The organism is Pseudarthrobacter cellobiosi (genome assembly GCF_023913755.1).
In the GTDB taxonomy this organism is placed as follows: Bacteria; Actinomycetota; Actinomycetes; order Actinomycetales; family Micrococcaceae; genus Arthrobacter; species Arthrobacter cellobiosi.
On record NZ_JAMXBJ010000047.1, the window covers coordinates 34,171 to 60,748 of the forward strand.

Below are 26,578 nucleotides of genomic sequence, written 5' to 3' on the forward strand. Positions count from 1 at the left end.
CGCGGCGTAGTGGCCGCGGCCCCACGGGGGGGCTGGTTAAGAGGGCAGGTGCGGGTAGTCGGCCTCGCGCCGCTGGAACTCCAGCACGTCCTTGTTGAGGACCACGCCCTCGCGGATTTCGATGGCGCGGGAAATGGTTTCGTTCCCGTCCCACTCCGCGGGGCCGCCGATGACCGTCTCAAGGAACGGCAGCAGGGCCTGGCTGATCTCCCAGCTGGAGGAATTCCAGAGGTAGGACGGGCTGTGGTCCACCGCGTAATAGTTGATGTGGTCGCCGATGGTAAACATCGGTTCGGCGAACGTGGTGGACCGCGCCCAGCTGAAGCCCATGCCCTCGTCGCATGACACGTCGACCACGAGGCTGCCCGGGCTGAACGCCGCGAGGTCCTCAGCCCGCAAGTACGTCAGCGGATTGTTCGGGTCCTGCAGCGTGCAGTTGACCACGATGTCGCTTTCGGCCAGGAACGGCGCCAGCGGAACGCGGCCCCGCTCGGTGATGACCTGGCTCAGGAAGGGGGCCTTGTCGTCGTGATCAAACTGGACGATGTTCACCGAGTGGATCGGGGCGCCAACGGCCGCAACTCCGCGGTTGGTCAGCACCTGCACGTCATGGATGCCGTGCGCGTTCAGCGCGGTCACGGCGCCGCGGGCGGTCGCGCCGAAGCCGATCACCACGGCACTGAGCCGGCGGCCGTAGTCACCCGTGGAGCCGGTGAGCGAGAGCGCATGAAGCACCGAGCAGTAGCCGGCCAGCTCGTTGTTTTTGTGGAAGACGTGAAGCCCGAATCCGCCGTCGCTCGCCCAGTGGTTCATCGCTTCGAAGGCGATGAGCGTGAGCTTCTTGTCGATGGCCAGCTGGGTGATGGCGCGGTCCTGGACACAGTGCGGCCAGCCCCAAAGGATCTGGCCGTCGCGCAGTTCCGCGAGGTCCTCCGGCTGCGGTTTGGGCAGGAGTACGACGTCGGCCTCCGCCAGCAGCGCTTCCTTGGTGGCCATTTTGCCCACGAGGGTTGAGAGCTGGTCATCCGAGACGCCGAAGCGCTCACCATAGCCCTGCTCCAGGATGATGCGCTGGCGTAGTTCCGGAGCGATCCGCTCGAAATGCAGGGGGTGGATGGGGAGGCGGCGTTCGTCCGGTTTCCGGGTGGATGCCAGGACGCCCAAGGTCAGGTGGCTCTGTTGGCCACTCACTTCTTTTTTGCGGCCTTGGACGTGATGTCCAGGGAGGTGGCCGGCGCTCCGGCGGCCCGCTTGTCGGCGCGCTTTTCCTTGATGGACTTGCCGGCTTTTTTGGATGCTGCTTGACGCGGGGACTTGTCAGCCATGATTGCTCCTGTAGCGGAACCGAAGAGGTTCCTGACTTCTGACGATACACGGCTGGGCCTAACGGCCACCGGGTGATGGCCGTATGGAGTGGGAGTCGACGCGCCGGCGCGCCGGTCATTGTGCCGGCGCGTTGCCGGTGTGAAAATGACGCTCTGGGCACTGTGCCAGGCAAGCCTGCGGAGGTACGGGAACAGCATCATGGGAACCATCACGATTGAAAGCACCATCCTGATCCCCTGCGGACGGCCGGAGGTCTATGCGTTCTGTGTGGATGCGCAGGCCCGCTCGGCAGTTCCCGGCCAGGAGGGCGTGGCGCTGCATTTCGAGGACCTGGTGGCGGAGCGGTCCTGGACCGAAACACACGAAACGCGCACCGAAACCATCACCTGTTCCTGTGTGGTGTACCCGGTGGCGGACAGTACCCGGCTGACCGTGACCGCGCAGTACGCTCCAAGAGGAATGGGGCGCATGTTTTCCGGGGCCAAGGAGGGCGCCTACCGGAAACAGGAAGCGGCCCGGCTGGCGGCGCTGAAGAAGGCCGTGGAACGGGACGTCAGGAAAGCCCGCAGCAGCTAGGAATCGCTGCGGAGGCCAGAATCATTGGAGCGGCTGACGGGAATCGGACCCGCGTATCAAGCTTGGGAAGCTAGCGCTCTACCATTGAGCTACAGCCGCATCGCCCCATTTTGAACGGGGCAGAACTTAGCTTAGCGCAGATGCGATCCCGCGCCAGCAACCGTGACCACGCACTGGGCCCGTGTCCGCCGGGGTGGCTGCTACCCGCCGCGTCATCCAGTAACTCTTCAATAACGGCTCCGTCGGTGGCTAGGTCCGGGGCGGGCCGAGTGGCTACTCTGAACCCGTTAGCTGCGGTGTCATGGGGGTGGGGCGGGCTACCACCTGACCAGCCGCTAACTAAGGACTTCCATGGCATTTGCAGAGCACGAGGTGCTTATCCGGTGCGACGCAATGACCGTGTACGCGTTCCTGGTGGACGGAATGAACCTTCCCCTATGGCGCAAGGGCATCCGCAGCATCGGCTTGATGTCCGGTGCCGCCGGGACCAAGGGCGCTGTGTACCGGCAGACAACCACGGGCCGGTCAGGACGGACAATCCCCGCCGACTTCGAAATAACGCAGGCCAGGCCGGGCGCCGAGATCCAGTTCCGTGTGATCTCCGGACCGTCGCAGCCCACCGGCGGGTACTACCTCAGCAGCGAACCGGCCGGAACCCGGGTCAGGTTCGCCCTCGAATACCAGCCCAAAGGGCTCCTGGGCCTGATGAACACCGGCATCCAGCGCACCATTAAGGCCGAAGTGTCCCAGCTCGCACGGCTCAAAGATGTCCTGGAGGTACGGACGGCCGCCTGAGGCTACTGCGCCAGCCGCTGGCCCGCCCAGCTTCCGGTGATGTTCGACGGCGACGCCAGCGTTCCGGTGCTCAGGTTCCAGTACTGCACCACGTCATTGGCCCGGCGCAGTGCCACTCCCGTGGAGTTCAGGGCTGTCACATCCCGCAGCGGACGGATCCCGGTGACATCAGTCCAGCCGGTGGCGACGGTGAGCCGGGCTTCGACGCGTGGCGCCGGCGTGCCAGCTCCACGGTAAAGCTGTACACCGCCGTCGGACTTAATTGCGAGGATGTCCTGGAATCCGTCGGCGTCATAATCCACCATGCTCAGCTTCCTGGCCGTCATGTCGGTCGCCATGAGGGTGCGTGAGGACACGTCGGCCAGGCCGACGTTCGGGTAGAGATAGAGGTTGGTGCCCTCCAGGGCGACCAGCTGGGGGAGCCGGTTGTTGGCGCACCAGCCGCCGACGGCCAGCGTCAACGTCGCCCAGCCAGACTGACCCAGCGTGACGAGGGTTCCAAACCCTCCGCCGGCAGAGCCAGGATGAAGCGTCAGCCGGCCGTCGTTCCACTGCGTCAGGAGGTCATAGGCGCCGTCGCGGTCCCAGTCCGTGGTGAACACTTCCTTGGCCGTTCCGAAACCGGAGCCGATGACCTTGGCAGCACCAAAGGTCCTGTTCCCTGTGGAGGGGCGGTTGATGAGCTGGCCTGAGGCGTTGATGGTCACCAGATCAGCGGCACTGTTGATCGCCGCGCTGCTCAAATCCAGCGAGGGCGGCATGTGTTTGACGGCCGGATCGCAGAGGGTGGGCGCCGGGGCGGGGAAAGCGCCTCCGCCGGCGGAGCTGCCCCCGGGCGACGTGACGGTGCCGGCGGGCAGGGTGGTGTAGCCGAAGAAGTTCACCACGCCCCAGATGGTGTACAGGCTGTTCGTGTAGGAGATCCCGGCGCCCATGACGTTGAAGCGCGGATCGAGCAGCATGGCGTTATGGCCGGGCGAGGTTTTCCACCACTCCACCAGCTGCGCCGCGTTGCGGTCCGTGCGGATGGCAATGACCTCACCGGCGCTGGTCGGGTTCAGGGCACGGGGGTCGGTCCAGAAACTGGCGCGGTGCTCAATAACTTCCCGGGACGCGATGCTGTCGGACCATTCCTGCGCCATGCCGGCCACGGTGGGGTGGTACTTGACCGGGGCCAGGCTGTTGGCCGCCCTGTAATTGTTGATTTCGTTGAAAACCGTGAGGATGGCGGCCGTGTTGCTGTCCGGCACCAGGGCCTCGGTGCCAAGGGATTCGGTAGTGAGGGATTCCGTTGCGGGGGCTGGAGCGGTGGGAGCCGCGGTCTTGTTGTGGGCCAGTTCGGTTTCGGGGGCCCAAAGGGGTGGCAGGGAGGGCGGCTCGGGCGCGATTGGTTCGGACGTGGTGGTCTCGGGTGCAGCCACCGTCGTTGCCGGCGGCGCCGCTGCGGTCTCTGACGTGCCTTCTCCGGCGGGTGACGCCGGTGTGATCACCGGTTCCACGGCTGGGGCGAGCGGGGAACCCGTACCGGTATCCGCGTCGGCCCCGCCGCCGTCGTCCGCTGTTCCCGACGGTCCCAACGTGACCGTGCGCGGTCCAAAGGCACCTGCCTGGACTGACGGCGCATTCGCCGGCGGGCCGGAATACATGCCGGCGGCCGGGGACGCGAGGGCGAGCGCGCACAACATCGCCACAACGGCGGGCGCCGCAAATTTATTCAAAACCAACCCAAGATCAGTTCAGTTGTACCAACCGGGAGACCATCCGGCGGCTGACATACTGAGGCAACATTAGCCCCACTAGGTGACAGCAACAACGAAAAAGTGTGCGCTGTGGACAACGCATAGTAATTTGGGACGGTGCTGATCTCTGACCGCGACATTCGTGCCGAACTAGACACCCAACGGATCGTCCTCGAACCGTACGATCCCGCGATGGTCCAGCCATCCTCCGTGGACGTGCGGATCGACCGGTTTTTCCGACTTTTCGACAACCATAAGTACGCGCATATCGACCCCGCCGAAGAGCAGCCCGAGCTGACGCGGCTGGTGGAGGTGGAGAGCGGTGAGCCGTTCATCCTGCACCCTGGCGAGTTTGTCCTGGGTTCCACCTACGAGGCCGTCACGTTGCCGGACGACATTGCTGCGCGGTTGGAAGGCAAGTCCTCCCTGGGCCGTTTGGGCCTGCTGACGCACTCCACGGCCGGGTTCATTGATCCGGGATTTTCCGGCCACGTCACGCTGGAGCTGTCCAACATGGCCACGCTGCCCATCAAGCTCTGGCCCGGCATGAAGATCGGCCAGCTGTGCTTCTTCCGTCTGACCTCTGCTGCCGAGTTCCCTTACGGCTCCGGTGAATACGGCAACCGCTACCAGGGCCAGCGCGGGCCGACAGCCAGCCGCAGCCACCTGAACTTCCACCGCACCGAGGTCTGAGCCTTTTCCATCGAGGGGTGAGGAGCGTGGCTAGCTACGCCTTCGCGGCCAACCGGACCGGCCCGCCGAACGCCTTGAGCGCCGGTTCCACATAGCGCGCGGCCAGCGGCCCGAGGATGGCCATGATCAGCACGTAGGCGGTTGCCAGGGCGGCGAGCTCGTCCGGGACCACGCCTGACGCCACGGCCAGGCCGGCGATAACGATGGAGAACTCGCCGCGGGCTATCAGGGCGGCGCCTGCACGGAAGCGGCCCGGGCGTGCAATTCCGGCCCGCTTGGCAGCCCAGATGCCCGTGAGCATCTTGGTAGTGGCAGTGATGGCCGCCAGGATCAGAGCCCAGCCGAGTACCGGCGGGATGGTCGACGGGTCTGTGTTGAGCCCGAAGGCCACAAAGAAGATGGCCGCAAAGAGATCCCGCAGCGGTTCCAGGATCCGGGTGGCGCTGTGGGCGGTAGCCCCCGAGATCGCGATGCCCAACATAAACGCGCCCACTGCGGCCGAAACCTGCAGGGCGGACGCGACGCCGGCTACCAGCAGTGCGGCACCGAGCAGGTTGAGCAGGAATACTTCGGAGTTTTCGCTGTGCACCGCTTTTGATACACGGTGGCCGTGCCGCAGCGCCACCATTAAGACGACGGTGACCACCGCCAGCGAGATTGCTACCGTGGTGAGCCCGCCCAGGAAGCTCACACCCGCGAGGGTGGCGGTGAGGATGGGCAGGTACACAGCCATGGCCAGGTCCTCGAACACCAGGATGGACAGCACCACGGGGGTCTCGCGGTTACCGATCCGGCCCAGGTCCGTGATGACCTTGGCAGCGATCCCTGAGGACGATATGTACGTGACGCCGCCCATAACCATGGCGCCCACCGTTCCCCAGCCGAGCAGGAGCGCCAGTGCCGCGCCGGGGATGAAATTCAGCGCCAGGTCAAGAACACCGGCCTGCCAGGACCTGCGCAGACCGGTGAAAAGCTCGGCAGCCGTATATTCCAAACCGAGCATAAGCAGCAGCAGGATCACGCCGATTTCGCCGGAGAGATGTGCGAATTCCTGCATACCTTCGAGCTTGACCACGCCGCCTGCGCCGAAGGCGAGTCCGCCAACGAGGTAGAGCGGTATGGGTGACATTCCGATCCGTCCGGCCAGCCTGGCCAGGAGGCCGAGGCAGAACACAACGGCCCCCAGTTCAATGAGGGTCAGGGCCAGCGGGTCCATGACGCTCAGCCGTTGCGCAGGATGTCGGCCGCCGAATCGAGGCCTTCTTGCGTTCCAACTGCAACGAGGAGGTCACCGGAGTGAAGTACGACGTCGGGTCCCGGCGACGGGAGCACTTCGCCTTCACGCATGATCGCCACGATCGAGACTCCGCAGCGGGTGCGGATGCAGGCCTTCCCCATGGGCTGGTTCTGGAACGGGGATTCCGGAGCGATGGAGAACTGCCGGGTCACGATGCCCGGGATCTCCCGGTGCTCTTCAGTCAGCTTCATGGCAAGGTGCTGCCCGCCCAGGAGGTTACCCAGGGTGGCGGCCTCATCGCCGGTCAGGGGAATCGACGCCTGGCAGGTGTCGGGATCGTCCCAAGTGGAAACGATGAGTTCCATCGTGCCCTCGCGCAGCTCCACGACGCCGATGCGGCGGCCGGAAGTCGTCATGAAGTCCTTCCGCCGGCCCAGGCCGGGGAGGTCAGTCTCGTCCACGTTCATACCACCAGCCTAGTCTTTGCAGGCCGGTTTCGGGCGGGGGTGCGCAAGGCGGCGCGAGCGGACACTTGCGGCCCTCGGCGCACACACACGCTTCAAGGGGGTGGGGCTTAAGTGGCTGTTCGCGCTAGGAGACTGGAACGACGGCGATGGCGGTCTTGTCCGGCGACTTCACCGGCAGCAGGACCAGCAGGCCGGCGAGCAGCACCACCATGATGCCCAGGATTCCCCAGCGCTGGGCCTCGCCGGGCGCAACCAGGGGAGTGGCCAGCGTGATGCACAGGGTGAACAGCGCCGGAGCCAGGAAGCTGACGGCACGGCCGGTGGTGGCGTAGAGGCCAAACAGTTCACCGGACTCGCCGTGGGGTGCCAGCCGGGCCAGGTAAGCCCGCGACGAGGACTGGGCAGGCCCCACAAACAGGCACAAGAACAGCCCGAAGACCCAGAAAGTGGTGCTGCCGGCCCACGCCGTGCCAAAGAAGATGTAGTTTTCGTTGCCGAGGACCAGGATCATGGTCCCGGCGATCAGCAGCCCCACGAGGGAACCCATGATCACGGCCTTGGGCCCCACGCGGTCGTCCAGGAACCCGCCGATGACGGCGCCCACGGCCGCCACCACATTGCCGAAGATGGCAAAGAAGATGACCTCGGACAATTCGAAGCCAAACGTGCCAGCCGCGATGATCCCGCCGAAGGTGAACACGGCCGCGAGGCCGTCCCGGAACACTGCGCTGGCCAGGAGGAAGTAAATGGTGTGCGGGCTGGTGGCGTAGATGGCCTTGATCCGGCGGATCAGCAGGCGGTAGGAGGCCAGGAAACCCAAGGGTTGGGCCCGCTCCGGCCGCGGCAGTTCCGGGACGGCGAACAGTACCGGCAGGGCAAAGATGAAGAACCACAGGGCGGAGAACACGGCCACCAGCCGGATGTTCAGGCTGTCTTCGGTGGAGGCGCCGAACCAGTCGAAGCTCGGCTGCACAAACAGCTGCAGCACAATCAGCAGCGCCACGATGCCGCCCAGGTAGCCCATGCCCCAGCCGAATCCGCTGACCTTGCCGATGTTTTTCGGGGTGGAGATCTGGGCCAGCATGGCGTTGTAGTTGACGCCGGCGAACTCAAAGAACACATTCCCCAGCGCGATCAGGGAAACGCCCAGGAGCAGGAACTCCGGCCGCGGGAACACAAAGAAGCACAGGCCCGTCAGGATGGCGACGGCGGCCGTGTTGACCCCCAGCCACAGTTTGCGGCGCCCGCCGTTGTCCGAGCGCTGCCCGGTCACAGGAGCGAGCAGCGCGATGGCGATCCCCGCAATGGCCAGTGCACCGCCAAGAACGGCCGAAGCCTGGTCTTCGCCGCCGAAGGCATTGGAGGTGAGGTAGACGGTGAAAACGAAGGTGGTCATGACCGCGTTGAAGGCCGCAGATCCCCAGTCCCAGGCGGCCCAGGCGAGGACTCGGCCCTTGCCGGTGGCCTGGGTTCCGGACGCGAGTTCCGATGACGGCTGCATGGCCTCAGGAGCGCTGGCGGTGTTCATAGGCTGAATCGTATCCGCCCCTGGCGAACATCGCGGTGATGGTACGCCGGACACCCGGGAAATTCCAGGGACCCGCGGTCCGGGGCGGGAAAAGTGTCAGTGGTGCCTTGATAAACTGTGGCCACCGAACCTGACGAATGACCGCCTGCCCTAACTTTTTGACAATCGAATCCCTGACGTTGCGGAGATACCAGTGATCACAGTCCTTGCCGTGCATTTTGCGGTGGCTGCCGTGGCGCCGTTTCTCTTCAGGGCGTGGGGTCGCAACGCTTTTTATTCGCTGGCCGCTGTGCCCTCTGCTTCCTTTGTCTGGCTGCTCTTCCAGCACGGCGCCGTGTACTCGGACGCCGGCGCGGTCTCGGAGGTCTTCCCGTGGATTCCCGGGCTGGATCTTGAATTCGCCTTCCGGCTCGATCCCCTTGCCTGGGTGATGTCGCTCCTTATCCTGGGCATCGGCGCCTTGGTGCTCGTCTATTGCGCGCGATACTTCAGCCTCAAGGACCAGGACCTCGGAGGCTTCGGCGCCCAGTTGCTCGCCTTCGCGGGAGTGATGTTCGGCCTGGTGATCGCTGACGATCTTCTTCTGATGTTCATTTTCTGGGAACTCACCACCATCCTGTCCTACCTGCTGATCGGCTTCGCCCGCACCAGGCTGGCGGCCCGCCGTTCTGCGCTGCAAGCTTTGATGGTAACCACAGCGGGCGGGCTGGCCATGCTGGTGGGCCTGATTATGCTGGGCCACAGTGCCGGCACGTACCGGATCTCGGCGATCCTGGCTCAGGCTCCCACGCTGATAAGCGGACCTTCCGGCGCAATCGTTGCCGCCGCCGTCGTACTTATCCTGGCGGGCGCCATCAGCAAGTCCGCGCTGGTTCCTTTCCACTTCTGGCTTCCGGGAGCCATGGCGGCCCCCACTCCGGTGAGCGCGTACCTCCACGCCGCGGCTATGGTGAAGGCCGGGATCTACCTGGTGGCGCGGCTTGCCCCGGGATTTTCCGACACCGCCTACTGGCAGTCCATTGTGCTGGGCCTGGGCCTGGCCACCATGCTGGTTGGCGGCTACCGGGCGCTCCGGCAGACCGACATCAAACTCATCCTGGCCTACGGCACCGTCAGCCAGCTGGGTTTCCTGACCATGGTGGTGGGGCTGGGCACTCCGGACGCGGCCCTCGCCGGCCTCGCGATGCTTCTCGCCCACGGATTGTTCAAGGCCACCCTGTTCCTGGTGGTGGGCATCATCGACCACCAGGCCGGTACCCGCGATGTGCGCCAGCTGTCCGGCGTGTTCCGGCAGTCCCGGGCGCTCGGAATTGTGGCCGGCATCGGTGCCGCCTCGATGGCCGGCGTCCCGCTGCTCGCCGGATTTGTGGCCAAGGAATCAGTCCTGGAAGCCTTTGTCCACCACGCTTCCGGCGGCGATGCCTGGAGCATGGTGGTGCTCGTGGGCATCGTCCTCGGGTCCATTCTCACGTTCGCCTACAGCGCACGCTTTATGTGGGGAGCGTTCGCGGTGAAGCCCGGGATTGAGCGGACAACGTTCAAGGCGGTCAAGCCTTCCTTCCTGGCGGCCCCGGCCGTCCTCAGCGTCCTCAGCATCGTCTACGGCCTCTGGCCGGCGTCGGTGGACGCCTGGGTCCAGCCCTACGCCGCGCTGTTCGCCTCCACCGCGTCCGACGCCGGCACACCGGCCGAGCAGGCCGGCCACCTTGCGCTGTGGCACGGTTTCACCCCCGCCCTGGGACTGACCGCCCTCACGTTTGCCCTGGGCCTGGCGATGTACTTCGGACGGAACCTGGTGGCCCGCGTACAGTCCCGCGTTCCCGGCTGGATCGACGGCGACCGCATGTACCAGCTCACCATCGGCGCCCTGGACGACACCGCGGTCTGGATTACGGGCCGCACCCAGCGTGGTTCCCTGTACTTCTACCTCGCCGTGATCCTCACGATGGCGTTTGCGCTGCCGCTGACAGCCATGGTGCTGGCGGGCAAGCCGCTTCCGGACAACCTGTACTTCATCGATCCCTACTCGCCGCTGCAGCCCGTGGTCGGGGCGGGAATTGTGATCGGCGCGCTGGCCGCGGTCAAGGCCAACAAGCGGTTCCTGGCCGTGCTGATGGTGTCGGTGACCGGCTATGGGATCGCCCTGATGTTCGCGCTCCAGGGCGCACCGGACCTGGCTCTCACGCAGGTACTCGTGGAAACCATTATCCTGGTGGCCTTTGTCCTGGCCATGCGCAGCCTGCCGGCCGAACTCCGGGACCGCACCGGCGGCAAGTACCGTGTGATCCGCGTGATCATCGGGGCGGCTTTCGGAGTCACCATGGTCTTCGCCGCCATCCACGCCATGGGCGCCCGGGTGGCCGTCCCGGTGTCCCTGGAGTTCCCGCGCCTCGCCTATGAAGGCGGCGGCGGGCTGAACATCGTCAACGTGACCCTGGTGGACATCCGGGCCTGGGACACCTTCGGTGAAATATCCGTCCTGGCCCTGGCCGCCACAGGTGTTGCCAGCCTCATCTTCGTCCGCGGCCGCGGCGACCGGACCCGGGTCTCTGAAACCATTGCCGAGGGCAGCGTCGGCCGGCAGGTCGCAGTGGATCCCGGGTCGCGGGAAGCCGCGGCCCTGGCCATCAGCCGCAAATTCGCCGCCTCCGCCCGGGATGCCTGGATCGTGGCGGGGCGCACACTGGCACCGGAACGGCGTTCCATCATCTTTGAAGTGGTCACGCGGCTGATCTTCCACTCCCTGATCATCTTCTCGCTTTACCTCCTCCTAGCTGGCCACAACCTGCCCGGCGGCGGCTTCGCCGGCGGCCTGACTGCCGGACTTGCCCTGGCCATCCGCTACCTGGCCGGCGGCCGGTTCGAACTGCGCGAGGCCACGCCCGTCGGCGCCGGAACGCTGCTGGGGATCGGGCTCGCTACTGCGGCGGCGTCCGGTGTGGTGCCGCTGCTGCTGGGCGGCCAGGTATTCCAGACCGCCATCATTGAACTCTGGCTTCCGGTGTTCGGGGACATCAAGTTCGTCACGTCCACCATCTTCGACATCGGCGTGTACATCGTGGTGATCGGCCTGGTGCTGGACGTCCTCCGCAGCCTGGGCTCCGAGATCGACGAACACTTCGAAGAGCAGAGAACTGCGCCTGCCGAAGACTCGCCAGACGACGACGCCCCTGCGACTGCCCAGGTGCAGGAACTTGTGGGCGTCCCCGCCGAAAGCACCGCGAAGGGCCAAGGATGAGCGTCAACCTGACCCTGCTGACCGTGATGGGTGCACTTTATGCGTGCGGCATCTACCTGATCCTGGAACGCAGCCTCACCCGGGTGCTGCTCGGGCTGATGCTGCTGGCCAACGCCACCAACCTACTGATCCTGGCCACCGGCGGCTATGCCGGCCTGGCGCCCCTGTACAACAAGGACACCGGCGCGCACGAGTACGCGGACCCGCTGCCGCAGGCTCTGATCCTCACGTCGATCGTGATCTCCTTCGCCGTGACGGCCTTTATGCTCGGCATCATCTACCGCACGTGGGTCCTGGCCCGCCAGGACGAGATCCAGGACGACGTCGAGGACCTCCGCGTCGCCGAGACCCCCCGCTTCGACGCGGAGGACGACGCGCCGATCCCGGCCGAGACTTCCGAGTTTCCCCTGACCATGCTTGGCGGCGACGGAAGCACCGTCTCGGACCACCCCTCGACGGCGGACGGCCCGGAAGGGGCCGGTGATTCCGTCACGGCCGGTGCCAAGGAGATTCCTGCCGCGGATGCCGCCGCTGAAGAGCAACCCGGCTCGCGGAACGTAACCCCTGGTCCCGAAGGAGGTGTGAAGTGAACATCGCAAGCTTTGCCCCGCTCGCCGTCGTACTTCCCATCCTCGGTGCCGCCCTGGCCTTCCTGCTGATCCGGCGCTCCCGCGCCCAGCGCGCGGTCAGCATCGGCGTGCTGTCCCTGACGCTTCTGCTGGAGTGCCTGCTGCTGGCCTCCATGTGGGACGGCGGAACGGCCGCCGTGACCATCGGTGGCTGGCTGCCGCCGTGGGGCATCACGATGGTAGTGGACCAGTTCTCGTCCCTCATGCTCGTGGTGTCGTCGGCTATCAGCCTCGCTGTGCTGGTCTACGCCACCGGGCAGGGCATGGCCGACGGCGACCAGGACGCGCCGGTGTCAATCTTCCACCCCACCTACCTGATCCTGGTGGCCGGCGTGTCCAACGCGTTCCTGTCCGGGGACCTGTTCAACCTGTACGTCGGCTTCGAGATCCTGCTGACGGCAAGCTATGTGCTGATGACACTTGGCGGAACCGGCCCCCGCATCCGCGCTGGCGTCACCTACGTGGTGGTTTCCGTGGTGTCCTCGGTGCTGTTCCTGATCTCCATCGCGATGGTCTACGGCGCCACCGGAACCGTGAACATGGCCGACCTCGCCATCAAGCTCGCGGACCTGGACGAGGGAACCCAGACCCTGCTGCACGTGATGCTGCTGGTGGCCTTCGGCATCAAGGCGGCCGTGTTCCCGCTCTCGTTCTGGCTGCCTGACTCCTACCCCACGGCGCCGGCGCCGGTCACTGCCGTGTTCGCCGGACTGCTGACCAAAGTCGGTGTGTACGCAATGGTGCGCACTGAAACCCTGCTCTTCCCCGGGGACAGCCTGAACACTCCGCTGATGGTGGCGGCGCTGCTGACCATGGTGGTGGGAATCCTTGGCGCCCTGGCCCAGAGCGACATCAAACGTCTGTTGTCCTTCACCCTGGTCAGCCACATCGGCTACATGGTGTTCGGCCTGGCGATGTCCTCGGTGGCCGGGCTGGGAGCCGCCGTGTTCTACGTGGCCCACCACATCACCATCCAGACCAGCCTCTTCCTGGTCACGGGCCTGATCGAGCGCCGCGGCGGCAGCTCCTCCGTGGACCGGCTGGCAGGCCTCGCCAAGCTGTCACCCATCCTGGCCCTGCTCTTCTTTATCCCCGCAATGAACCTTGCCGGGATCCCGCCGTTCTCCGGTTTCCTGGGGAAAGTGGGGCTCATCCAGGCGGGCATCGAACTGGGCACGCCCCTGGCCTACGCCCTGGTGATCGGCGGCGTGGTCACCAGCCTCCTGACCCTGCTGGCCGTCGCGAGGGTCTGGAACCGCGCATTCTGGCGCAAGCCCTCGGACGCAGAGCACCCGGACCCCGTCCTGCTGGCTGAGCCCGAGGATTCGGATACCGGCAGCCGTGCCGGCCGCAAAAACGTCACGCTGCTGCCCCGCACCATGGTGGGCTCAACCCTGGGCCTGGTGGTCCTGGGCGTGTCACTCACGGTCTTCGCCGGCCCGCTGTTCAAAGTCGCGGACCAGGCCGCCCAAGAAATGCTGGACCGGTCCGCCTACATCCAGGCCGTGCTGGGCGAGGACACGCAGGTTCCCCCGCTCGCATTGAAAAACGGAGGGGGCAAATGAGCCGCCGGCGGATTTCCCTGCGCCAGGAACTGCCCCTGCTGGTATGGCTGGTGATTGTCTGGGCCGCCCTGTGGCAGGACTTCAGCCCCGGCAACCTGCTCTTCGGCGCGTTGCTGGCTGTGCTCGTGGCCCGGATGTTCTACCTGCCGCCGGTAGAGCTCAGCGGCCGCTTCAACATTCTTCACGCCGTGCCATTTGCCCTGCGTTTCCTGGGCAGGGTGGTGGCAGCCAGCGTCGAGGTCATGTATCTGGCGGCTGTCCGCGGCCCGCGGGTCATCAACGCCGTCGTGGCTGTCCCGCTGCGCAGCCATCAGGACCTGATGGTCACCGCCGTGGGGCACGTGATCTCACTGATCCCGGGCTCCCTGGTGGTGGAAGTGGACCGTTCAACGTCCACCCTGTATCTCCACGCGCTCAACGTCAGCAGTGCCGAGGACGTGGAAAGCCTGCGCAAGGAAGTCCGCTCCATCGAAGCGGGCCTGATCAGGATCATGGGCACCCGCGAAGAACTCGAAGCAATCCGGCAGGAGGCCGCAGCATGATGCAGACCGTCCTGGCTGTCACGGCAGTCATTCTTTCGCTGGCTGCGGCGGGCGCCATCATCAGGATTGCCCGCGGCCCCTCGCTGCTGGACAGGGTGCTGGCCTCCGACGTCCTGCTTGCGATCCTCGGTGCGGCCCTGTGCATCGACATGGCCGTCAACCGGCACCTGAACAACCTGATGCTGCTGGTGGCGCTGTCCATCGTCGGTTTCATCGGCTCGGTGACCGTTGCGCGCTTCGTGGCCGACCGGCGAGAGCAAGCCAATGAATCCTGAGGCCAGCGTGGTTGATAACGTCATCGATACCGTGTCGGCGGTGTTCCTGGTGCTGGGTGCCCTGATGTCGCTCGCCGCCGCCGTAGGCCTGCTCCGCTTCCCGGACCTGCTGAGCCGCATGCATGCAGCCACCAAGCCCCAGGTGCTGGGGCTGTTCCTGCTCCTGGCGGCCATCGGCCTGCAGCTGCGCACCTGGTGGGTGTGGCCGGTGCTGCTGGTGGCCTGGATTTTCCAGCTGCTGACGGTGCCGGTTTCCGCCCATATGGTGGGCCGCGCCGGTTACCGGACCAAACACCTGCACCGGGAGCTGCTCAGCTCCGATGAACTCGATGCCGTGGTTCAGCAGGCGGCGCGATCCGCCCGGGATGAGTCCTCCAGGGATGAAGCGTCCGACGGCGGCCGGCGGGACTGAGCGTCAGCCGCCGGCCTGCTCGCCAGGGTTAGACGATGTCCTGGGACTTGGCGAAGCGGGTGATGGCCCGCTGCGTGCCGCGGTTGGCGAGCACCTGAATGATGGTGCTGACCGAGGCCGAAATGAGCGCGAAGGTGAGTGCCGAGCGAAGGCTCGTGGGGGTGTCTTCATCCTTGCCGGTGGGAGGCTTCCGGCCGGTGGACTTTTCCCACACGGTATTGACCATCTTGGTGCCGACGAACCCGGCGCCGATGCTGATTGCAGTGCCGAGCAGCTTGATGAACAGGTTCATTCGTTGAACTCCTTGTGAGCGGATCCGGGACTGTCTTTAGCCTAACCCGGCTGCATGGACTCCAGAATCTCCCGCAGGGCTTCCACCACCAGATCGTGGTCCTGCTGCTGGGGCAGGCCTGAGACCGTCACCGTGGCCACTGCACCCACGCCTGTGACGTAGACCGGGAAGCAGCCGCCGTGCGGGGCGTAGGTGGACTCGTCGAACCAGCCGTGGTCCTCGATCCGGCCGCCATGCAGCCTGCCGCGCAGGCCCACCAGCAGCGACGGGATCTCATACCTGGCGGCGGTGCGCTGCTTGGCCCGGATCCAGCGCTCGTTGTCCGGGGTGGCGCCGTCCAGGGCCACGTGGAACAGGACCTGGTCACCCTTGGTGATGTCGATCGCGATGGGCAGCTTCCGGCTCTTGCCCAGCTCCACCAGGAGCAGCCCGAGGTTGAGGGAGTCGTCCTTGCTGAAATGCGGAAACTGCAGCTCGTTGATCTCGGCTTCGACCCGGGCTATCAGGGCCTCAAGCAGCCCCGCCGGCTGGGGCACTGTCGAATCGGGATTGAACGCAGTCACAGTCGGGTTGTTGGCAGTCATGGCCCACAATCTACCCCGCCCGCGGTGTAAACTGGAGCACGCCCATCAGGGCAGATTTATTACGACAGGGGAGCGCCGCCGTCGGGCATCACTGGCATTGCCAGGGAACCGCAGCTAGGCGCTGAGAGTGCGGACAGCCGCAGACCCTCGAACCTGATCCGGTTAGTACCGGCGCAAGGGAGTCGAGTTCTCGAAGTGTCCGGAAACGGCGGCAGCGCCGCACGCCGGGGCACTTTCCCCTCCTGTTCCTCAGGAGGACCAAATGACAACTGCAGCAATCAAAAAGACCGGCAATACCTGGCGTGTTGTGGACATCGTGGTGGCGGCGCTCATCGCCATCACCGGCGGTGTGATCTTCTGGGCCTGGTCCCAGGGCGCCGGCATCATTTCCGCCCCCATGAACGCCGTTTACCCCCCGCTGACCGGCCTGATCGCCGGCGGCTGGATGATCCCGGCAGTGCTGGGCATGCTCATCATCCGCAAGCCCGGCGCGGCGCTCTTCTGCGAAGCGGTGGCCGCCACCGGCGAACTCATCATGGGCTCGCAGTACGGCGCCACGGTGCTGATCTCCGGACTCCTCCAGGGCCTGGGCGCCGAACTGGTGTTCTTCCTGCTGGTGTACGGCAACTTCCGGTTCAAGTCCTTCCTGCACCAGAAGTACAACCTGATCGCCGCACTGCTGGCCGGTGCCGGCGCGGGCCTGTTCTGCGGCCTCAATGACTCCTTCCTGCCGTGGGGCTGGAACATCGCCTACGAGCCCGGCGACAAGCTCGCGTACATCGTGTTCTGCACCATCTCCGGCGCGGTCATTGCGGGTGCGCTGTCCTGGATCGCCACCCGCGGCCTGGCCAAGACCGGCGTGCTGAGCTCGTTCGCGTCCCGGAAGGCAGCGTCGGAGCCCGTCTTCAACTGATGACCGCTTCCGACGCCGGCGCCTCCGCAGTGCGCCCCGCCGCGGTGTCCGCCCGTGGCTGGGGCTGGCGGCATGCCGGACGTTCCGCGCCCGCCGTCCACGGGCTCGACCTCGACATCGCTCCTGGCGAGCGGGTGCTGCTGCTGGGCCCCTCGGGCGCCGGCAAGTCAACGCTGCTGCACGCGCTCGCAGGGGTGCTGGGGGACGAAGGGGACGACGCCGACGAAACCGGTTCGTTGCTGATCGACGGCGTGGTGCCCCGCGGGCAGCGCGGCCGCTCGGGCCTGATGCAGCAGGATCCGGAAACGCAGGTGGTGCTTTCGCGTCTGGGCGACGACGTCGCCTTCGGCGCCGAGAACCTCGCCGTTCCGCGGGACGAGATCTGGCGGCGCGTCCATGAAGCGCTCGACGACGTCGGGCTGCGAAGTGCCGGGGGCGGCGGTTTGAACGCCGGTGCCGGCGCCGGTTTGAACGCCGACGGCGGCGCTGGCGCCGGCGGGCTCCCACTGGACCACCCGACGTCGGCCCTTTCCGGCGGGCAGAAGCAGCGCCTGGCATTGGCCGGGATACTCGCGATGCGGCCCGGGCTGATCCTGCTGGACGAGCCCACCGCGAACCTGGATCCCGCCGGCGTGCTGGAAGTCCGGGACGCCGTGGGCCGCTGCCTGGACAAAACCGGCGCCACCCTCGTTGTGGTGGAGCATCGCGTGTCCGTCTGGAAGGACCTGGTGGACCGGATTGTGGTGCTCCAGCCGGGCACCGCAGCGGGCTCCGCTGGAGGTTCCGCCAGCACGTCCGCGGTCCTGCTGGACGGGCCGCCGGACCAGGTGCTGGCGGAGGCACGGGACATGCTGATCGGCGCGGGCGTCTGGGTGCCGGGCTATGTTCCGGCAACCCGCCGCCGCGTATCCGCAGGCTCCGGTGACCTGCTGCTGGCTGCCGAGGACCTTGCCGTCTCCCGCGAGCGTCCGCGGCGCCGCGGCTTCCGGACGATCCCGCCCGTTCCAGTGCAGCTGGGCATCACGGCTCAGGTCCGTTCCGGCCAGGCACTGACCGTCACGGGCCTCAATGGCGCCGGCAAGTCAACGTTTGCGCTGACGCTCGCCGGACTGCTGGCGCCGGTGGCGGGGAAGGTGTCCGCCGCCGTCGAGCTTTCCGAGGGGGCGGGGATCGACCCCTTCAAATGGAAAGCCAACCAGCTGATTTCCCGCATCGGAACCGTGTTCCAGGAGCCCGAGCACCAGTTCGTTGCCGGCCGCGTGCTGGACGAACTGATGTTCGGACCGCGGCACCTGGGGCATGGCGAGGAGCGGGTTGATGAGCTGCTGGAACGGCTGCGCCTGACGCACCTGGTGGACGCCAATCCGTACACACTGTCCGGCGGCGAAAAAAGGCGCCTGTCGGTGGCCACTGTCCTCGCGGCCCACCCGCGTGTGCTGGTGCTCGACGAGCCGACCTTCGGCCAGGACGCCAACACGTGGGCCGAGCTCGCATCGTTCCTCTCAGAACTGCTCGACGCCGGAACCTCCGTGGTTTCCGTGACCCACGACCAGGAATTCAGCGCCGTCCTCGGCGGGGCCGAACTGCGGCTTGGCCCGGCCTCACGCGGCGGCGCCCGCCAGGAAGCGGGTGCGGCATGAGGGATGCCCTGACCCTCAGCGGCAACCACGCGCTGCTGACCCGCGCCAACCCGCTGGCCAAGTTCGCCGTCGTTTTCCTCATCACGCTGGTGCTGGCGCTCTCCATCGACTGGGTGTCCGCCTCGGTGGCGCTTGCGGCCGAGCTGGCGCTCTTTCCGCTGGCCGGCCTCACCCTGCGCCTGCTGTGGCAGCGCGGCTGGCCGCTCATCATCGCGGCAGCCCTGGGCGGCTGGAGCACAGCGATCGTCGCGGCGGACAGCGGTGCTGTACTGCTCGACGTCGGGATCTGGTCCATCAGCGAGGGTTCCCTGCAGCTGGGAATCGGTTTTATGCTGCGCGGCCTCGCGATTGCCCTGCCGGCGATCCTGCTTATGACCTGCACAGACCCCACCGACCTCGCCGATGCGCTGGCCCAGAAAGCCCGGCTGCCGCACCGGTTTGTCCTTGGCACGCTGGCCGCGATGCGGCTGGTGGGACTTATGGCCGAGGAGTGGCAGACCATCGGCATGGCGCGGCGGGCCCGCGGAGTCGGCTCGCAGGGCAGCCCGCTGCAACGGCTGCGGGCTACGCTCGGGCAGAGCTTCGGGCTCCTGGTCCAGGCCATCCGCCGCGCGTCCCGGCTGGCCATCACCATGGAAGCCCGCGGTTTTGGCACCGGGCAGCGGACGTGGGCCCGGGAATCCACATATTCGCCGCTGGATGCCTGGGTGCTGGCGGGCGGCGTGCTGATCGCGGCGGCTGCTGTGGTTGCCGCGGCTGTTATGGGGACCTGGAACTTCGTCTGGCGTTAGTCCGGGCGGCCCATGCTTCTGGATTCGGGCTACGCCGCGCTGTGCTTGCTAAATGCACGAGTGGTCGTAGTCGAAGCCCCTGGAGACGAACTGGGTCAGGGTGACTGTGCCGCCGGGGGTTAGCGGCGCATTCGAGCAGTTGGCCGTGGCTCCGAAGGCCGTGCGGGCGCCTGCCAGCCAGCTGGGCAGGGCATAAAGGTTGCTGGAGTTGCTGACGGTGCCCACGATCTGTCCCCATTGATAGGCCGAGGAGTAGATGCCGACGTCGGCGCCGATGCTGTGAAATAAGTCGGTCATACCTTCCAGGACGGCACGGTTGGCGCTCTTGTCGAGGGACCAGCTGTTGCCTGTTTCAACATCGAGCCACCACAGGTAGTCCGAGGGGCTGCTGATGCCGCGGATGTAGGCGTCGTCGTACGCCTTGGCGTAGCCGTACATGTATGCGCACGCCGGGGCAACGTCCTTGTCCTTGCAGATGCCGTAGGGGTTGGTTACAGCTTGGGCTGCGGGGTAGTTGTTACTGGTGGGCCACCAGGAGCCAGCGTGCCCCGGGTTGGCGGTGTTGACGTAAAGGGCCACGGACGGCTGGTCGGTCGGGTTCACCGTGATGGATTTGGCCCAGCGGAGCAGTTCGGCGAGGCAGGGGTTAGTGGTGCTGGCCAGGCCATTGTTGACGCCCACGATCCCGAAAGCTGGAGCGGCGGGAAGCGCCTTGTTGCACTGAGGCCACGAGACATCGTTACCCAGTGCCTGCTCGGCGCCCTCGCCCGGTGAAGGGGCGGCCGCGGACGCCGGCGCCACGATAATCCCGCAAAGGGCCATGAGCAGGCACAAGATGGCACACGCTAAAGCACGGGATGCTGTAGCCGCATTCCCATACATGGCAGGCCTCCTGCAGGGCATTCTTCCGTTTATCGGGTGAACCCGATGTTTCAGTCTCCCGCCGAGCGAGTGGCGGGTCAAGGACAAGCATCAAGGAGCGGCTATCTCATGAATCGGGTATTTGCTGGGATTTCAGTCGCCACTCCGATTCACATCCCATAAAATAGCTCATTTGTGATATTTTTTTGTTATGACTCAGGAAACTGCCGAGCACATCGCCGCCACGCTCAAGGATGCCCGGACTGAGAAGGGCTGGACCCAAGGTCAGCTCGCGTCAGCGCTGGGAACCAGCCAAAGCGCCGTCGCCCGGATGGAACAGGGCAAGCAGAACCTCAGCCTCAAGATGATCCAGCGGCTCGAAACGATCTTCGACCGCAGCATCGTCAAAGTAGGCAAACCGCAGATGACACACCTGCGGATCGAAGGCGGCCGCACGCTTTCCGGGGCGGTGGATGTCAACAGCAGCAAAAACGCCGGTGTGGCGCTGCTGTGCGCCAGCCTGATCAACCGAGGCACCACCGTCCTGCGTCGCCTCGCCCGGATCGAAGAGGTCAATCGGATCGTGGAGGTCCTGACCAGCATCGGCGTCGAATGCACGTGGCTCAACGACACTGACCTCCAGCTCCGCCGCCCCGCCGTCCTGGACCTTGAAGCCATGGATGTGGACGCCGCGCGCCGCACGCGCAGCGTGATCATGCTCCTGGGCCCGCTCCTGGACGAATCCGCGGAATACCGCCTGCCGTATGCCGGCGGTTGCGATCTGGGTACGCGCACCGTGGAGCCCCACATGCAGGCGTTGCGCCAGTTCGGGCTCTCCGTGGAAGCCGCTGCCGGTTTCTACGCCGTGCAGGCTCCGCCGCCGGACACTCACGACCGGTCCTTTGTGCTGACCGAGCGCGGGGACACTGTCACCGAGAACGCGATCATGGCGGCGGCGCACCGCCGCGGCACCACCGTCATCCGCAATGCCAGCCCCAACTATATGGTCCAGGACCTATGCTTCTACCTCGAGATGCTGGGCGTGAAGATCGACGGTGTGGGCACCACCACGCTGAAGATCACCGGGCAGCCGCTCGTCGACGTCGACATTGAGTACTTCCCGTCCGAAGACCCCATTGAGGCGATGAGCCTCATCACCGCCGGGATCGTCACCAACTCAGAGGTGACCATCCGCCGCGTCCCCATCGAGTTCATGGAGATCGAGCTGGCCACGCTGGAGCAGATGGGCCAGCAGCTGGAGATTTCCGGCGAGTACGTGGCGCGCAACGGCCGCACCCGGCTGGTGGATGTGACCACCAAACCGTCCGAGCTGCGGGCGCCCGAGGACAAGATCCACCCGATGCCGTTCCCCGGACTGAACATCGACAACCTGCCGTTTTTCGCGGTCATCGCCGCCAACGCCCACGGCCAGACCATGATCCACGACTGGGTCTATGAGAACCGGGCCATCTACCTCACGGAACTCAACCGGCTCGGCGCTCAGGTGCAGCTGCTGGACCCGCACCGGATCTACGTCAACGGCCCCACGAAGTGGCGAGCCGCCGAGGTGGGCTGCCCGCCGGCACTCCGCCCCGCCGCCTGCCTGCTGCTGGCCATGCTCGCGGCGCGGGGTGTTTCGGAGCTGCGGAACATCTACGTGATCGAGCGCGGCTACGAGGACCTGGCGGAACGGCTCAACACCATCGGCGCCAAGGTGGAGTACTTCCAGGACTAACGCGAACGTACACTTGCGGCCCTCCGCCCGGCGCGAACTGGCAGATAACGACCCCTAGAGGGATTTGAGCGCTCTATCTGCCGGTTCGCGCTTCGTCATGATGGGCAGTAACCGGGTCAACCTGGCGGGCGTTGCAGCACAATATAAGCATGCGTACATTCGGCGTCGAGGAAGAGCTCCTGATCGTTGATCCGGACACGGGGGAGCCGCTTGCCCTCGCGGACGCGATGCTGTCCGGCCGCCGGATGGCAGCCGACGATGCCCCGGAACGTCCCTATGCGCTGGCAGCCAAGGAAAAAGCGGCTCACGACGACGGGACTGGCCTGACTGCCGAGCTGAAGCTTGAGCAGATCGAGACCCAGACCCGTCCCTGCCTCGAGTACGCAGAACTGCTGCAGCAGATCCGGGCCGGCCGGCTGCTGGCGGACCAAGCGGCCACCAAAAACGGTGCAAGGGTCGCCGCGCTGGCCACGTCTCCGTTTGGCCTTGCGAGCCACACCACCCCGGACGCCCGCTATGCCCGGATGCTCGAACGCTTCGGTCTGACCGCGCAGGAGCAGCTGACCTGCGGCTTCCACGTCCACACGTTCATCGAATCCAAGGACGAGGGCGTGGCGGTTCTGGACAGGATCCGGGACAAGCTGGCAGTCATCACGGCACTGAGCGCGAATTCGCCGTTCTGGAACGGGATGCCCACAGGATTCGAGAGCTACCGCACCCAGGCCTGGAACCGCTGGCCCATGTCCGGCCCTTCGGCCATTTTCAGCACGTACTCTGCATACAGAAGGGTGGTAACGCGTCTACTGGACAGTGGCGTGCTGCTGGATGAAGGCATGATCTACTTTGACGCCCGCCTGTCCCGGAACCACCCCACGGTTGAGGTCCGGGTGGCCGACGTCTGCCTCCGCGCCGAGGACGCTGCCCTGATCGCGGTGCTGGTGCGGGCCTTGGTCGAATCGGCCAGCCGTGAATGGCGCGACGGCGTGGAGCCGGCCCCGGTGCCCACGGTGCTGCTGCGGATGGCGGCATGGCAGGCGAGCAGCAGTGGCCTGAGCGGTGAGTTGCTGGATTTTGGCACGTTCAGGCCGGCGCCCGCCGTCGACGTAGTGCGATCCTTGGTGGACTACCTGGCTCCGGTCCTCGCCGAGCAGGACGAACTTTCCCTGGCCCGGCAGGGCGTCGAGGACATCATTGCCCGCGGCACCGGCTCCACCGAACAGCGCAGGGTGTGGGACGCGGTGATGGAAGAATCAGCGCCCGACGACGGCGGGATGGGGGCCGTGGTTGCCCACGCCGTGCGTGTCACGATGCGCGGCACCTCCGGGTTGCGTGAGGCGGACGAAGTCCCGGAGCTGTTGCGCGTGCGCCTGTCCTGAGTTCTCCCTGAGGCTTGTAGGAACCTTTGCGCGAACTGGCAGATAACGCCCTGTTTTTCGTGTTCTGGGGTCGTTATCTGCCCGTTCGCACCAGCTCCAGCGTCAACGCCTAGGGTGTGCATCCGTATGGTCCTCGGAGGGAGCCATGGGTTCCTCGTAGCGCATCAGCTGGACACCCACCGCGGTTTCCACCAGGTAGAAAACGAACGGCGGAATGTCTTTGGTGCCGGCCAGGATTGCAGCAAAGACGGGAGCGCTGGCGGCCGCCGTAATGCCGGTCCAGGGCTTCAACGGAGTCAGCAGCAGCCCCGCCCCCAGGGCCGCGAGCCCGCCGATATGCAGCCCTGAGTATGTAAGGAACGGCCAGTTTGCACCCCGCCGATAGGCGAACCTCTCCAGGTCCGAGGCGCGGTCAGCGAGAGCCACCACGAACAAGGGCGCGCCCACTAGCAGGGCGGCGGCTGCGCCGGCGGCCAGCGTCTTGGCGGGGCCGGAGCCGGAACGGATGGATTGGGCGAACCGGGCAAATCCGACGGGAACGGCCATGGTCCCGGCGGCTGCCAGGAATTGTCCGGCAACCCAGAGGCCGCGGTGGCGCTCCAGCATGGCCAGCCTGGCGGCAGGGTCGCGGGTGGCGTGCACGTTCCCCACGAAGGAAATTCCGAGCCCCCAGCACGCGCCGGCCGCGACGATGACTGCTCCGGCCTTTTGAAAAGGCTTGCTGCCCTGCACTGCCTGGTTTCCGTTCATGCCTGGCTTTCGGTCCGGCGGATGCGTTGGCCCAGCAACATCGCGGTGGTGACCATGAAGCTACGCCGCACTGCCGCCGAGGTCAACGGCAGGGCTCGAACGGGCAGATAATGCCCTGGTTTTCGCTGTGGGAGTGCCCCAAGTGTCCGTTCGCGCCAGGAAGCGACGACGTCATGCACCGACTGCCAGGCGCACACCCAGGGTGAGCATGACCGCAGCGACGAGCCCGTCCAGGATGCGCCACGAGGAGGGCCGCGCGAAGAAGGGCCGGAGGACCCTGGCCCCGAATCCCAGCGCACTGAACCAGGCGATGCTGGCGGCGATGGCTCCGCCCCCGAACCACCAACGCAAATCCTGCGCCTGCTGGTTGGCCACGGATCCAAGCAGCAGCACGGTGTCCAGGTAGACGTGCGGGTTCAGCCACGTCAGGGCCAGTACGGTGCTGAGTGCGGCGCCGAGACCGACGGCGGGCTGCCGCCCCGACGCCGTTAGTGCTCCAGGACGAATCGCCCGGCGCGCCGCCATGACGCCGTAGCCCACCAGGAAGGCGGCGCCGGCAAACCGGACCACGTCCACGATTACGGGACTCGACTGGAGCAGCGCCCCCACTCCGGCGATGCCCGCTGCGATGAGCAGCGCATCGGAGACGCTGCAGACCAGGACGACTGCGGCCACATGCTCACCGCGGATGCCCTGCCGGAGGACGAAGGCGTTCTGGCTGCCGATGGCCACGATGAGGGCGAGGCCCGTGCCGAAGCCCAGTGCGGTGGGGCCTAGAAATGCAGTCAGATCCATATCCTCCAACGTACGGCCGGACTTATGATTACTCCAGCTAAATATTCTTAGCTCTATTAAGGAAATCTAATGTTAACGTTCCAGTTTGAGCAGCTGCGTACCTTCGCGGCCGTCGTGGACGAAGGCACCCTTGAGGCGGCGGCCCGCAGCCTGTACGTCACGCCGTCGGCCATTTCCCAGCGTCTCAAGGCGATGGAGGACGCGGCCGGCCAGATCCTGTTGCAGCGAACGAACCCCGTCCGCCCCACAACAGCCGGAGAAGCCATCCTGCGGTTCGCCCGGCAGGTCCGGCAGCTCGAATGGGACGCCCAGCAGGAGCTCGGCGAGAGCCGGGACCGCCCGACGGCGCCCATCCCCTTGGTGGTGAACGCGGACTCACTCTCCACTTGGTTCATGCCTGCGCTGGCAAGTCTTCCGCCGGACCTCGGCGCTTGCTTCGAACTGCGCAGGGAGGACGAGCAGCATTCCACCCAGCTTCTGCGGACCGGTTCGGTGATGGCCGCGGTAACCGCAACGCCGGAACCGGTCCAGGGCTGCAGTGTGGAACCGCTGGGTTCCCTGCGGTACCGTGCAGTGGCAAGTCCCACGTATCTGCATCGGTGGTGGCCGGACGGGCCGGAGCTCGTTGCAGGAAGCCAGGCCCCCGTGGTTGATTTTGACCGCAAGGATGACCTGCAGGACGGGTTCTTCCGCACGGTGACGGGCGCGGAACTGACCGCGCCGCGGCACTATGTGCCGTCGTCGGCCGAATTCGCCCAGGCTATCCGGCTGGGACTGGGATGGGGGCTGCTCCCGGAGCAGCAGTGCCTGCCAGACCTCCGCAGCGGTGCCCTCGTGGAGTTGGCCCCCGGGAGCCCCGTTGACGTGTCCTTGTACTGGCAACGCTGGAAGGTCGACTCGCCGGTGCTCAACCAACTGACCGCCGCGGTCCGGGAGACGGCCTCCCGGCAGCTGCGCCAGCCAGGCGCCTGAGGCGGCGTTCCGCTGTCGCACCATTCGCCGGACCCGTCCATGACAGGGGATGCGTCCGGCAACGCGGCATGCCATACTCAGGCCGTGACGTCGTCGTACTCATTCCGGGCCGAATTGTGGCACTATCCCGAAGAAGCCGGGTGGCACTTCATTACCCTCCCCGTGGACGTTGCCGACGACCTCCGGGAACAGGCAGCGGCGTTCCGGAAAGGCTTCGGCTCGGTCAAAGTGACGGCGGAAATCTCCGGCTACACCTGGCAGACCTCGGTCTTCCCGGACAGCAAAAGCCGCTCCTACCTACTGCCCGTCAAGAAGGCCGCCAGGGACGCGGCGGGCATCAGCGTCGGGGATGAAGTGGCAGTCCGGCTCGCCATCCAAGGCGAAGGCGAGGCACGTACCGGGGCACGGACAAGCGGTACTGGCTGAACTCCGCCGGGAACGACGCCGCCAGGACCTCTTCTTCTCGAAGCACCCCGCAGTGCACTGCGCCCGAAGCCACCGGGAGGGCCGCCACCGTCCAGGCATCATCACGCAGCAGTCCCGCTCCCAGGTGCAGCAGCGCCCAGCCCACGTACATCGGGTTCCGCGAAAGCGCATAGGGCCCGGCGGTCACCAACGCATCGGGGCGGGCTAATCGTGTGTTCCGGGCAGCTAACCACGCCCAGGTGACTATTGCGCCACCCACCGCCAGCGATGCCACGCCGACGGTCCGTACCAAAAAGTATGGCCCGCCGAGCCGGAGCGGCATCAAACGCTGAAGGACAACGCCGACGGCGATTCCCGCCAGGTTCTGCTCCGGCAGCGGGATGTTGGACAGCAGCCGGCCCCAGGCCCGGGGTGCATTCAT

At 66.1% G+C, this 26,578-nt stretch carries 28 protein-coding genes, 1 tRNA gene and 1 riboswitch; of the genes, 16 read left to right on the forward strand and 13 right to left on the reverse strand.

The window, feature by feature from the left end:
- Positions 1-36 precede the first annotated feature (36 nt).
- Complete coding sequence (locus tag NG696_RS13370; RefSeq protein ID WP_252568663.1) at positions 37-1,191, reverse strand: N(5)-(carboxyethyl)ornithine synthase; 1,155 nt, start codon at positions 1,189-1,191, stop codon at positions 37-39.
- On the reverse strand, positions 1,188-1,325 hold the full coding sequence (locus NG696_RS13375) for a hypothetical protein (RefSeq protein ID WP_167349828.1): 138 nt from the start codon (positions 1,323-1,325) through the stop codon (positions 1,188-1,190). Before NG696_RS13375 ends, NG696_RS13370 begins: the two co-directional genes overlap by 4 nt.
- A gap of 199 nt (positions 1,326-1,524) precedes the next feature.
- Between NG696_RS13375 and NG696_RS13380 the strand changes: the two genes are divergently transcribed.
- Positions 1,525-1,902 carry a hypothetical protein gene (locus NG696_RS13380; protein ID WP_252568662.1) on the forward strand — a complete coding sequence of 126 codons (378 nt, stop codon included), beginning with the start codon at positions 1,525-1,527 and terminating at the stop codon, positions 1,900-1,902.
- Between the two features lie 25 nt (positions 1,903-1,927).
- Here NG696_RS13380 and NG696_RS13385 read toward each other — a convergent pair.
- A tRNA-Gly gene (locus NG696_RS13385) sits at positions 1,928-2,001 on the reverse strand.
- 252 nt (positions 2,002-2,253) lie between these two features.
- Between NG696_RS13385 and NG696_RS13390 the strand changes: the two genes are divergently transcribed.
- Positions 2,254-2,697 carry an SRPBCC family protein gene (locus NG696_RS13390; protein WP_252568661.1) on the forward strand — a complete coding sequence of 148 codons (444 nt, stop codon included), beginning with the start codon at positions 2,254-2,256 and terminating at the stop codon, positions 2,695-2,697.
- A 2-nt stretch (positions 2,698-2,699) separates the two neighbouring features.
- On the opposite strand, the gene NG696_RS13395 is transcribed toward NG696_RS13390, so the two are convergent.
- The gene (locus tag NG696_RS13395; RefSeq protein ID WP_308291973.1) at positions 2,700-4,415 is read right to left on the reverse strand and encodes a CAP domain-containing protein; all 1,716 of its coding nucleotides are present in this window, start codon (positions 4,413-4,415) and stop codon (positions 2,700-2,702) included.
- A 138-nt stretch (positions 4,416-4,553) separates the two neighbouring features.
- Between NG696_RS13395 and dcd the strand changes: the two genes are divergently transcribed.
- Positions 4,554-5,129, forward strand: coding sequence for a dCTP deaminase (gene dcd, locus NG696_RS13400; RefSeq protein ID WP_104063269.1), 576 nt, complete (start codon positions 4,554-4,556; stop codon positions 5,127-5,129).
- 34 nt (positions 5,130-5,163) lie between these two features.
- Here the strand turns inward: dcd and NG696_RS13405 are convergent, their stop codons facing one another.
- The 3 genes from NG696_RS13405 to NG696_RS13415 form a co-directional block, all read right to left on the reverse strand.
- Positions 5,164-6,345 (reverse strand): cation:proton antiporter, encoded by a 1,182-nt coding sequence (locus tag NG696_RS13405; RefSeq protein WP_252575763.1) that lies wholly within the window; start codon positions 6,343-6,345, stop codon positions 5,164-5,166.
- Between the two features lie 5 nt (positions 6,346-6,350).
- On the reverse strand, positions 6,351-6,833 hold the full coding sequence (locus tag NG696_RS13410; protein ID WP_056341364.1) for a cation:proton antiporter regulatory subunit: 483 nt from the start codon (positions 6,831-6,833) through the stop codon (positions 6,351-6,353).
- A 124-nt stretch (positions 6,834-6,957) separates the two neighbouring features.
- Positions 6,958-8,361 carry an MFS transporter gene (locus tag NG696_RS13415; RefSeq protein ID WP_252575764.1) on the reverse strand — a complete coding sequence of 468 codons (1,404 nt, stop codon included), beginning with the start codon at positions 8,359-8,361 and terminating at the stop codon, positions 6,958-6,960.
- A 193-nt stretch (positions 8,362-8,554) separates the two neighbouring features.
- Here NG696_RS13415 and NG696_RS13420 point away from each other — a divergent pair, with 193 nt between their 5' ends.
- From NG696_RS13420 to mnhG, 6 genes are read left to right on the forward strand one after another with little or no spacing between them, the layout of a single operon-like run.
- Positions 8,555-11,599: a Na+/H+ antiporter subunit A gene (locus NG696_RS13420; RefSeq protein WP_252568657.1), complete on the forward strand. Its 3,045-nt coding sequence runs from the start codon at positions 8,555-8,557 to the stop codon at positions 11,597-11,599.
- On the forward strand, positions 11,596-12,189 hold the full coding sequence (locus tag NG696_RS13425) for a Na(+)/H(+) antiporter subunit C (protein WP_252575766.1): 594 nt from the start codon (positions 11,596-11,598) through the stop codon (positions 12,187-12,189). The genes NG696_RS13420 and NG696_RS13425 overlap by 4 nt, the downstream gene beginning before the upstream one ends.
- Complete coding sequence (locus NG696_RS13430; protein WP_252568655.1) at positions 12,186-13,793, forward strand: Na+/H+ antiporter subunit D; 1,608 nt, start codon at positions 12,186-12,188, stop codon at positions 13,791-13,793. The genes NG696_RS13425 and NG696_RS13430 overlap by 4 nt, the downstream gene beginning before the upstream one ends.
- Positions 13,790-14,335 (forward strand): Na+/H+ antiporter subunit E, encoded by a 546-nt coding sequence (locus NG696_RS13435; protein WP_252568654.1) that lies wholly within the window; start codon positions 13,790-13,792, stop codon positions 14,333-14,335. The genes NG696_RS13430 and NG696_RS13435 overlap by 4 nt, the downstream gene beginning before the upstream one ends.
- On the forward strand, positions 14,332-14,610 hold the full coding sequence (locus NG696_RS13440) for an MrpF/PhaF family protein (protein WP_252568653.1): 279 nt from the start codon (positions 14,332-14,334) through the stop codon (positions 14,608-14,610). Before NG696_RS13435 ends, NG696_RS13440 begins: the two co-directional genes overlap by 4 nt.
- A complete protein-coding gene (gene mnhG, locus NG696_RS13445) occupies positions 14,600-15,022 on the forward strand; it encodes a monovalent cation/H(+) antiporter subunit G (protein ID WP_252568652.1) in 423 nt (140 codons plus the stop codon). The genes NG696_RS13440 and mnhG overlap by 11 nt, the downstream gene beginning before the upstream one ends.
- 28 nt (positions 15,023-15,050) lie before the next feature.
- Here the strand turns inward: mnhG and NG696_RS13450 are convergent, their stop codons facing one another.
- Together NG696_RS13450 and NG696_RS13455 are read right to left on the reverse strand one after the other, a co-directional pair.
- Positions 15,051-15,314 carry a DUF4235 domain-containing protein gene (locus NG696_RS13450; protein WP_252568651.1) on the reverse strand — a complete coding sequence of 88 codons (264 nt, stop codon included), beginning with the start codon at positions 15,312-15,314 and terminating at the stop codon, positions 15,051-15,053.
- 41 nt (positions 15,315-15,355) lie between these two features.
- A complete protein-coding gene (locus NG696_RS13455) occupies positions 15,356-15,898 on the reverse strand; it encodes a heme-degrading domain-containing protein (RefSeq protein ID WP_252568650.1) in 543 nt (180 codons plus the stop codon).
- A gap of 56 nt (positions 15,899-15,954) precedes the next feature.
- Positions 15,955-16,096: riboswitch (TPP riboswitch) on the forward strand.
- A 64-nt stretch (positions 16,097-16,160) separates the two neighbouring features.
- On the opposite strand from NG696_RS13455, the gene NG696_RS13460 reads away from it, so the two are divergent.
- From NG696_RS13460 to NG696_RS13470, 3 genes are read left to right on the forward strand one after another with little or no spacing between them, the layout of a single operon-like run.
- A complete protein-coding gene (locus NG696_RS13460; protein WP_252568649.1) occupies positions 16,161-16,811 on the forward strand; it encodes an ECF transporter S component in 651 nt (216 codons plus the stop codon).
- A complete protein-coding gene (locus NG696_RS13465) occupies positions 16,811-18,451 on the forward strand; it encodes an ABC transporter ATP-binding protein (RefSeq protein ID WP_252575768.1) in 1,641 nt (546 codons plus the stop codon). Before NG696_RS13460 ends, NG696_RS13465 begins: the two co-directional genes overlap by 1 nt.
- Positions 18,448-19,242 (forward strand): energy-coupling factor transporter transmembrane component T family protein, encoded by a 795-nt coding sequence (locus tag NG696_RS13470; RefSeq protein ID WP_252568647.1) that lies wholly within the window; start codon positions 18,448-18,450, stop codon positions 19,240-19,242. The genes NG696_RS13465 and NG696_RS13470 overlap by 4 nt, the downstream gene beginning before the upstream one ends.
- Before the next feature lie 48 nt (positions 19,243-19,290).
- Here NG696_RS13470 and NG696_RS13475 read toward each other — a convergent pair whose 3' ends face one another.
- Positions 19,291-20,064, reverse strand: a complete 774-nt coding sequence (locus NG696_RS13475; protein ID WP_374211233.1) for a glycoside hydrolase family 25 domain-containing protein — start codon at positions 20,062-20,064, stop codon at positions 19,291-19,293.
- A gap of 250 nt (positions 20,065-20,314) precedes the next feature.
- Here NG696_RS13475 and NG696_RS13480 point away from each other — a divergent pair, with 250 nt between their 5' ends.
- Complete coding sequence (locus NG696_RS13480; protein WP_252568645.1) at positions 20,315-21,838, forward strand: UDP-N-acetylglucosamine 1-carboxyvinyltransferase; 1,524 nt, start codon at positions 20,315-20,317, stop codon at positions 21,836-21,838.
- Between the two features lie 149 nt (positions 21,839-21,987).
- Positions 21,988-23,214 carry a glutamate--cysteine ligase 2 gene (locus NG696_RS13485; RefSeq protein WP_252568644.1) on the forward strand — a complete coding sequence of 409 codons (1,227 nt, stop codon included), beginning with the start codon at positions 21,988-21,990 and terminating at the stop codon, positions 23,212-23,214.
- A gap of 102 nt (positions 23,215-23,316) precedes the next feature.
- Here the strand turns inward: NG696_RS13485 and NG696_RS13490 are convergent, their stop codons facing one another.
- Together NG696_RS13490 and NG696_RS13495 are read right to left on the reverse strand one after the other, a co-directional pair.
- Positions 23,317-23,964 (reverse strand): hypothetical protein, encoded by a 648-nt coding sequence (locus tag NG696_RS13490; protein WP_252568643.1) that lies wholly within the window; start codon positions 23,962-23,964, stop codon positions 23,317-23,319.
- 171 nt (positions 23,965-24,135) lie between these two features.
- Positions 24,136-24,759 (reverse strand): LysE/ArgO family amino acid transporter, encoded by a 624-nt coding sequence (locus tag NG696_RS13495; protein WP_252568642.1) that lies wholly within the window; start codon positions 24,757-24,759, stop codon positions 24,136-24,138.
- 69 nt (positions 24,760-24,828) lie between these two features.
- On the opposite strand from NG696_RS13495, the gene NG696_RS13500 reads away from it, so the two are divergent.
- Positions 24,829-25,731, forward strand: a complete 903-nt coding sequence (locus tag NG696_RS13500; RefSeq protein WP_252568641.1) for a LysR family transcriptional regulator ArgP — start codon at positions 24,829-24,831, stop codon at positions 25,729-25,731.
- An 84-nt stretch (positions 25,732-25,815) separates the two neighbouring features.
- On the forward strand, positions 25,816-26,157 hold the full coding sequence (locus tag NG696_RS13505) for a DUF1905 domain-containing protein (RefSeq protein WP_252568640.1): 342 nt from the start codon (positions 25,816-25,818) through the stop codon (positions 26,155-26,157).
- Here NG696_RS13505 and NG696_RS21120 read toward each other — a convergent pair.
- Positions 26,069-26,578 (reverse strand): methyltransferase family protein, encoded by a 510-nt coding sequence (locus tag NG696_RS21120; protein WP_374211226.1) that lies wholly within the window; start codon positions 26,576-26,578, stop codon positions 26,069-26,071. The two genes, NG696_RS13505 and NG696_RS21120, sit on opposite strands and share 89 nt — an antisense overlap.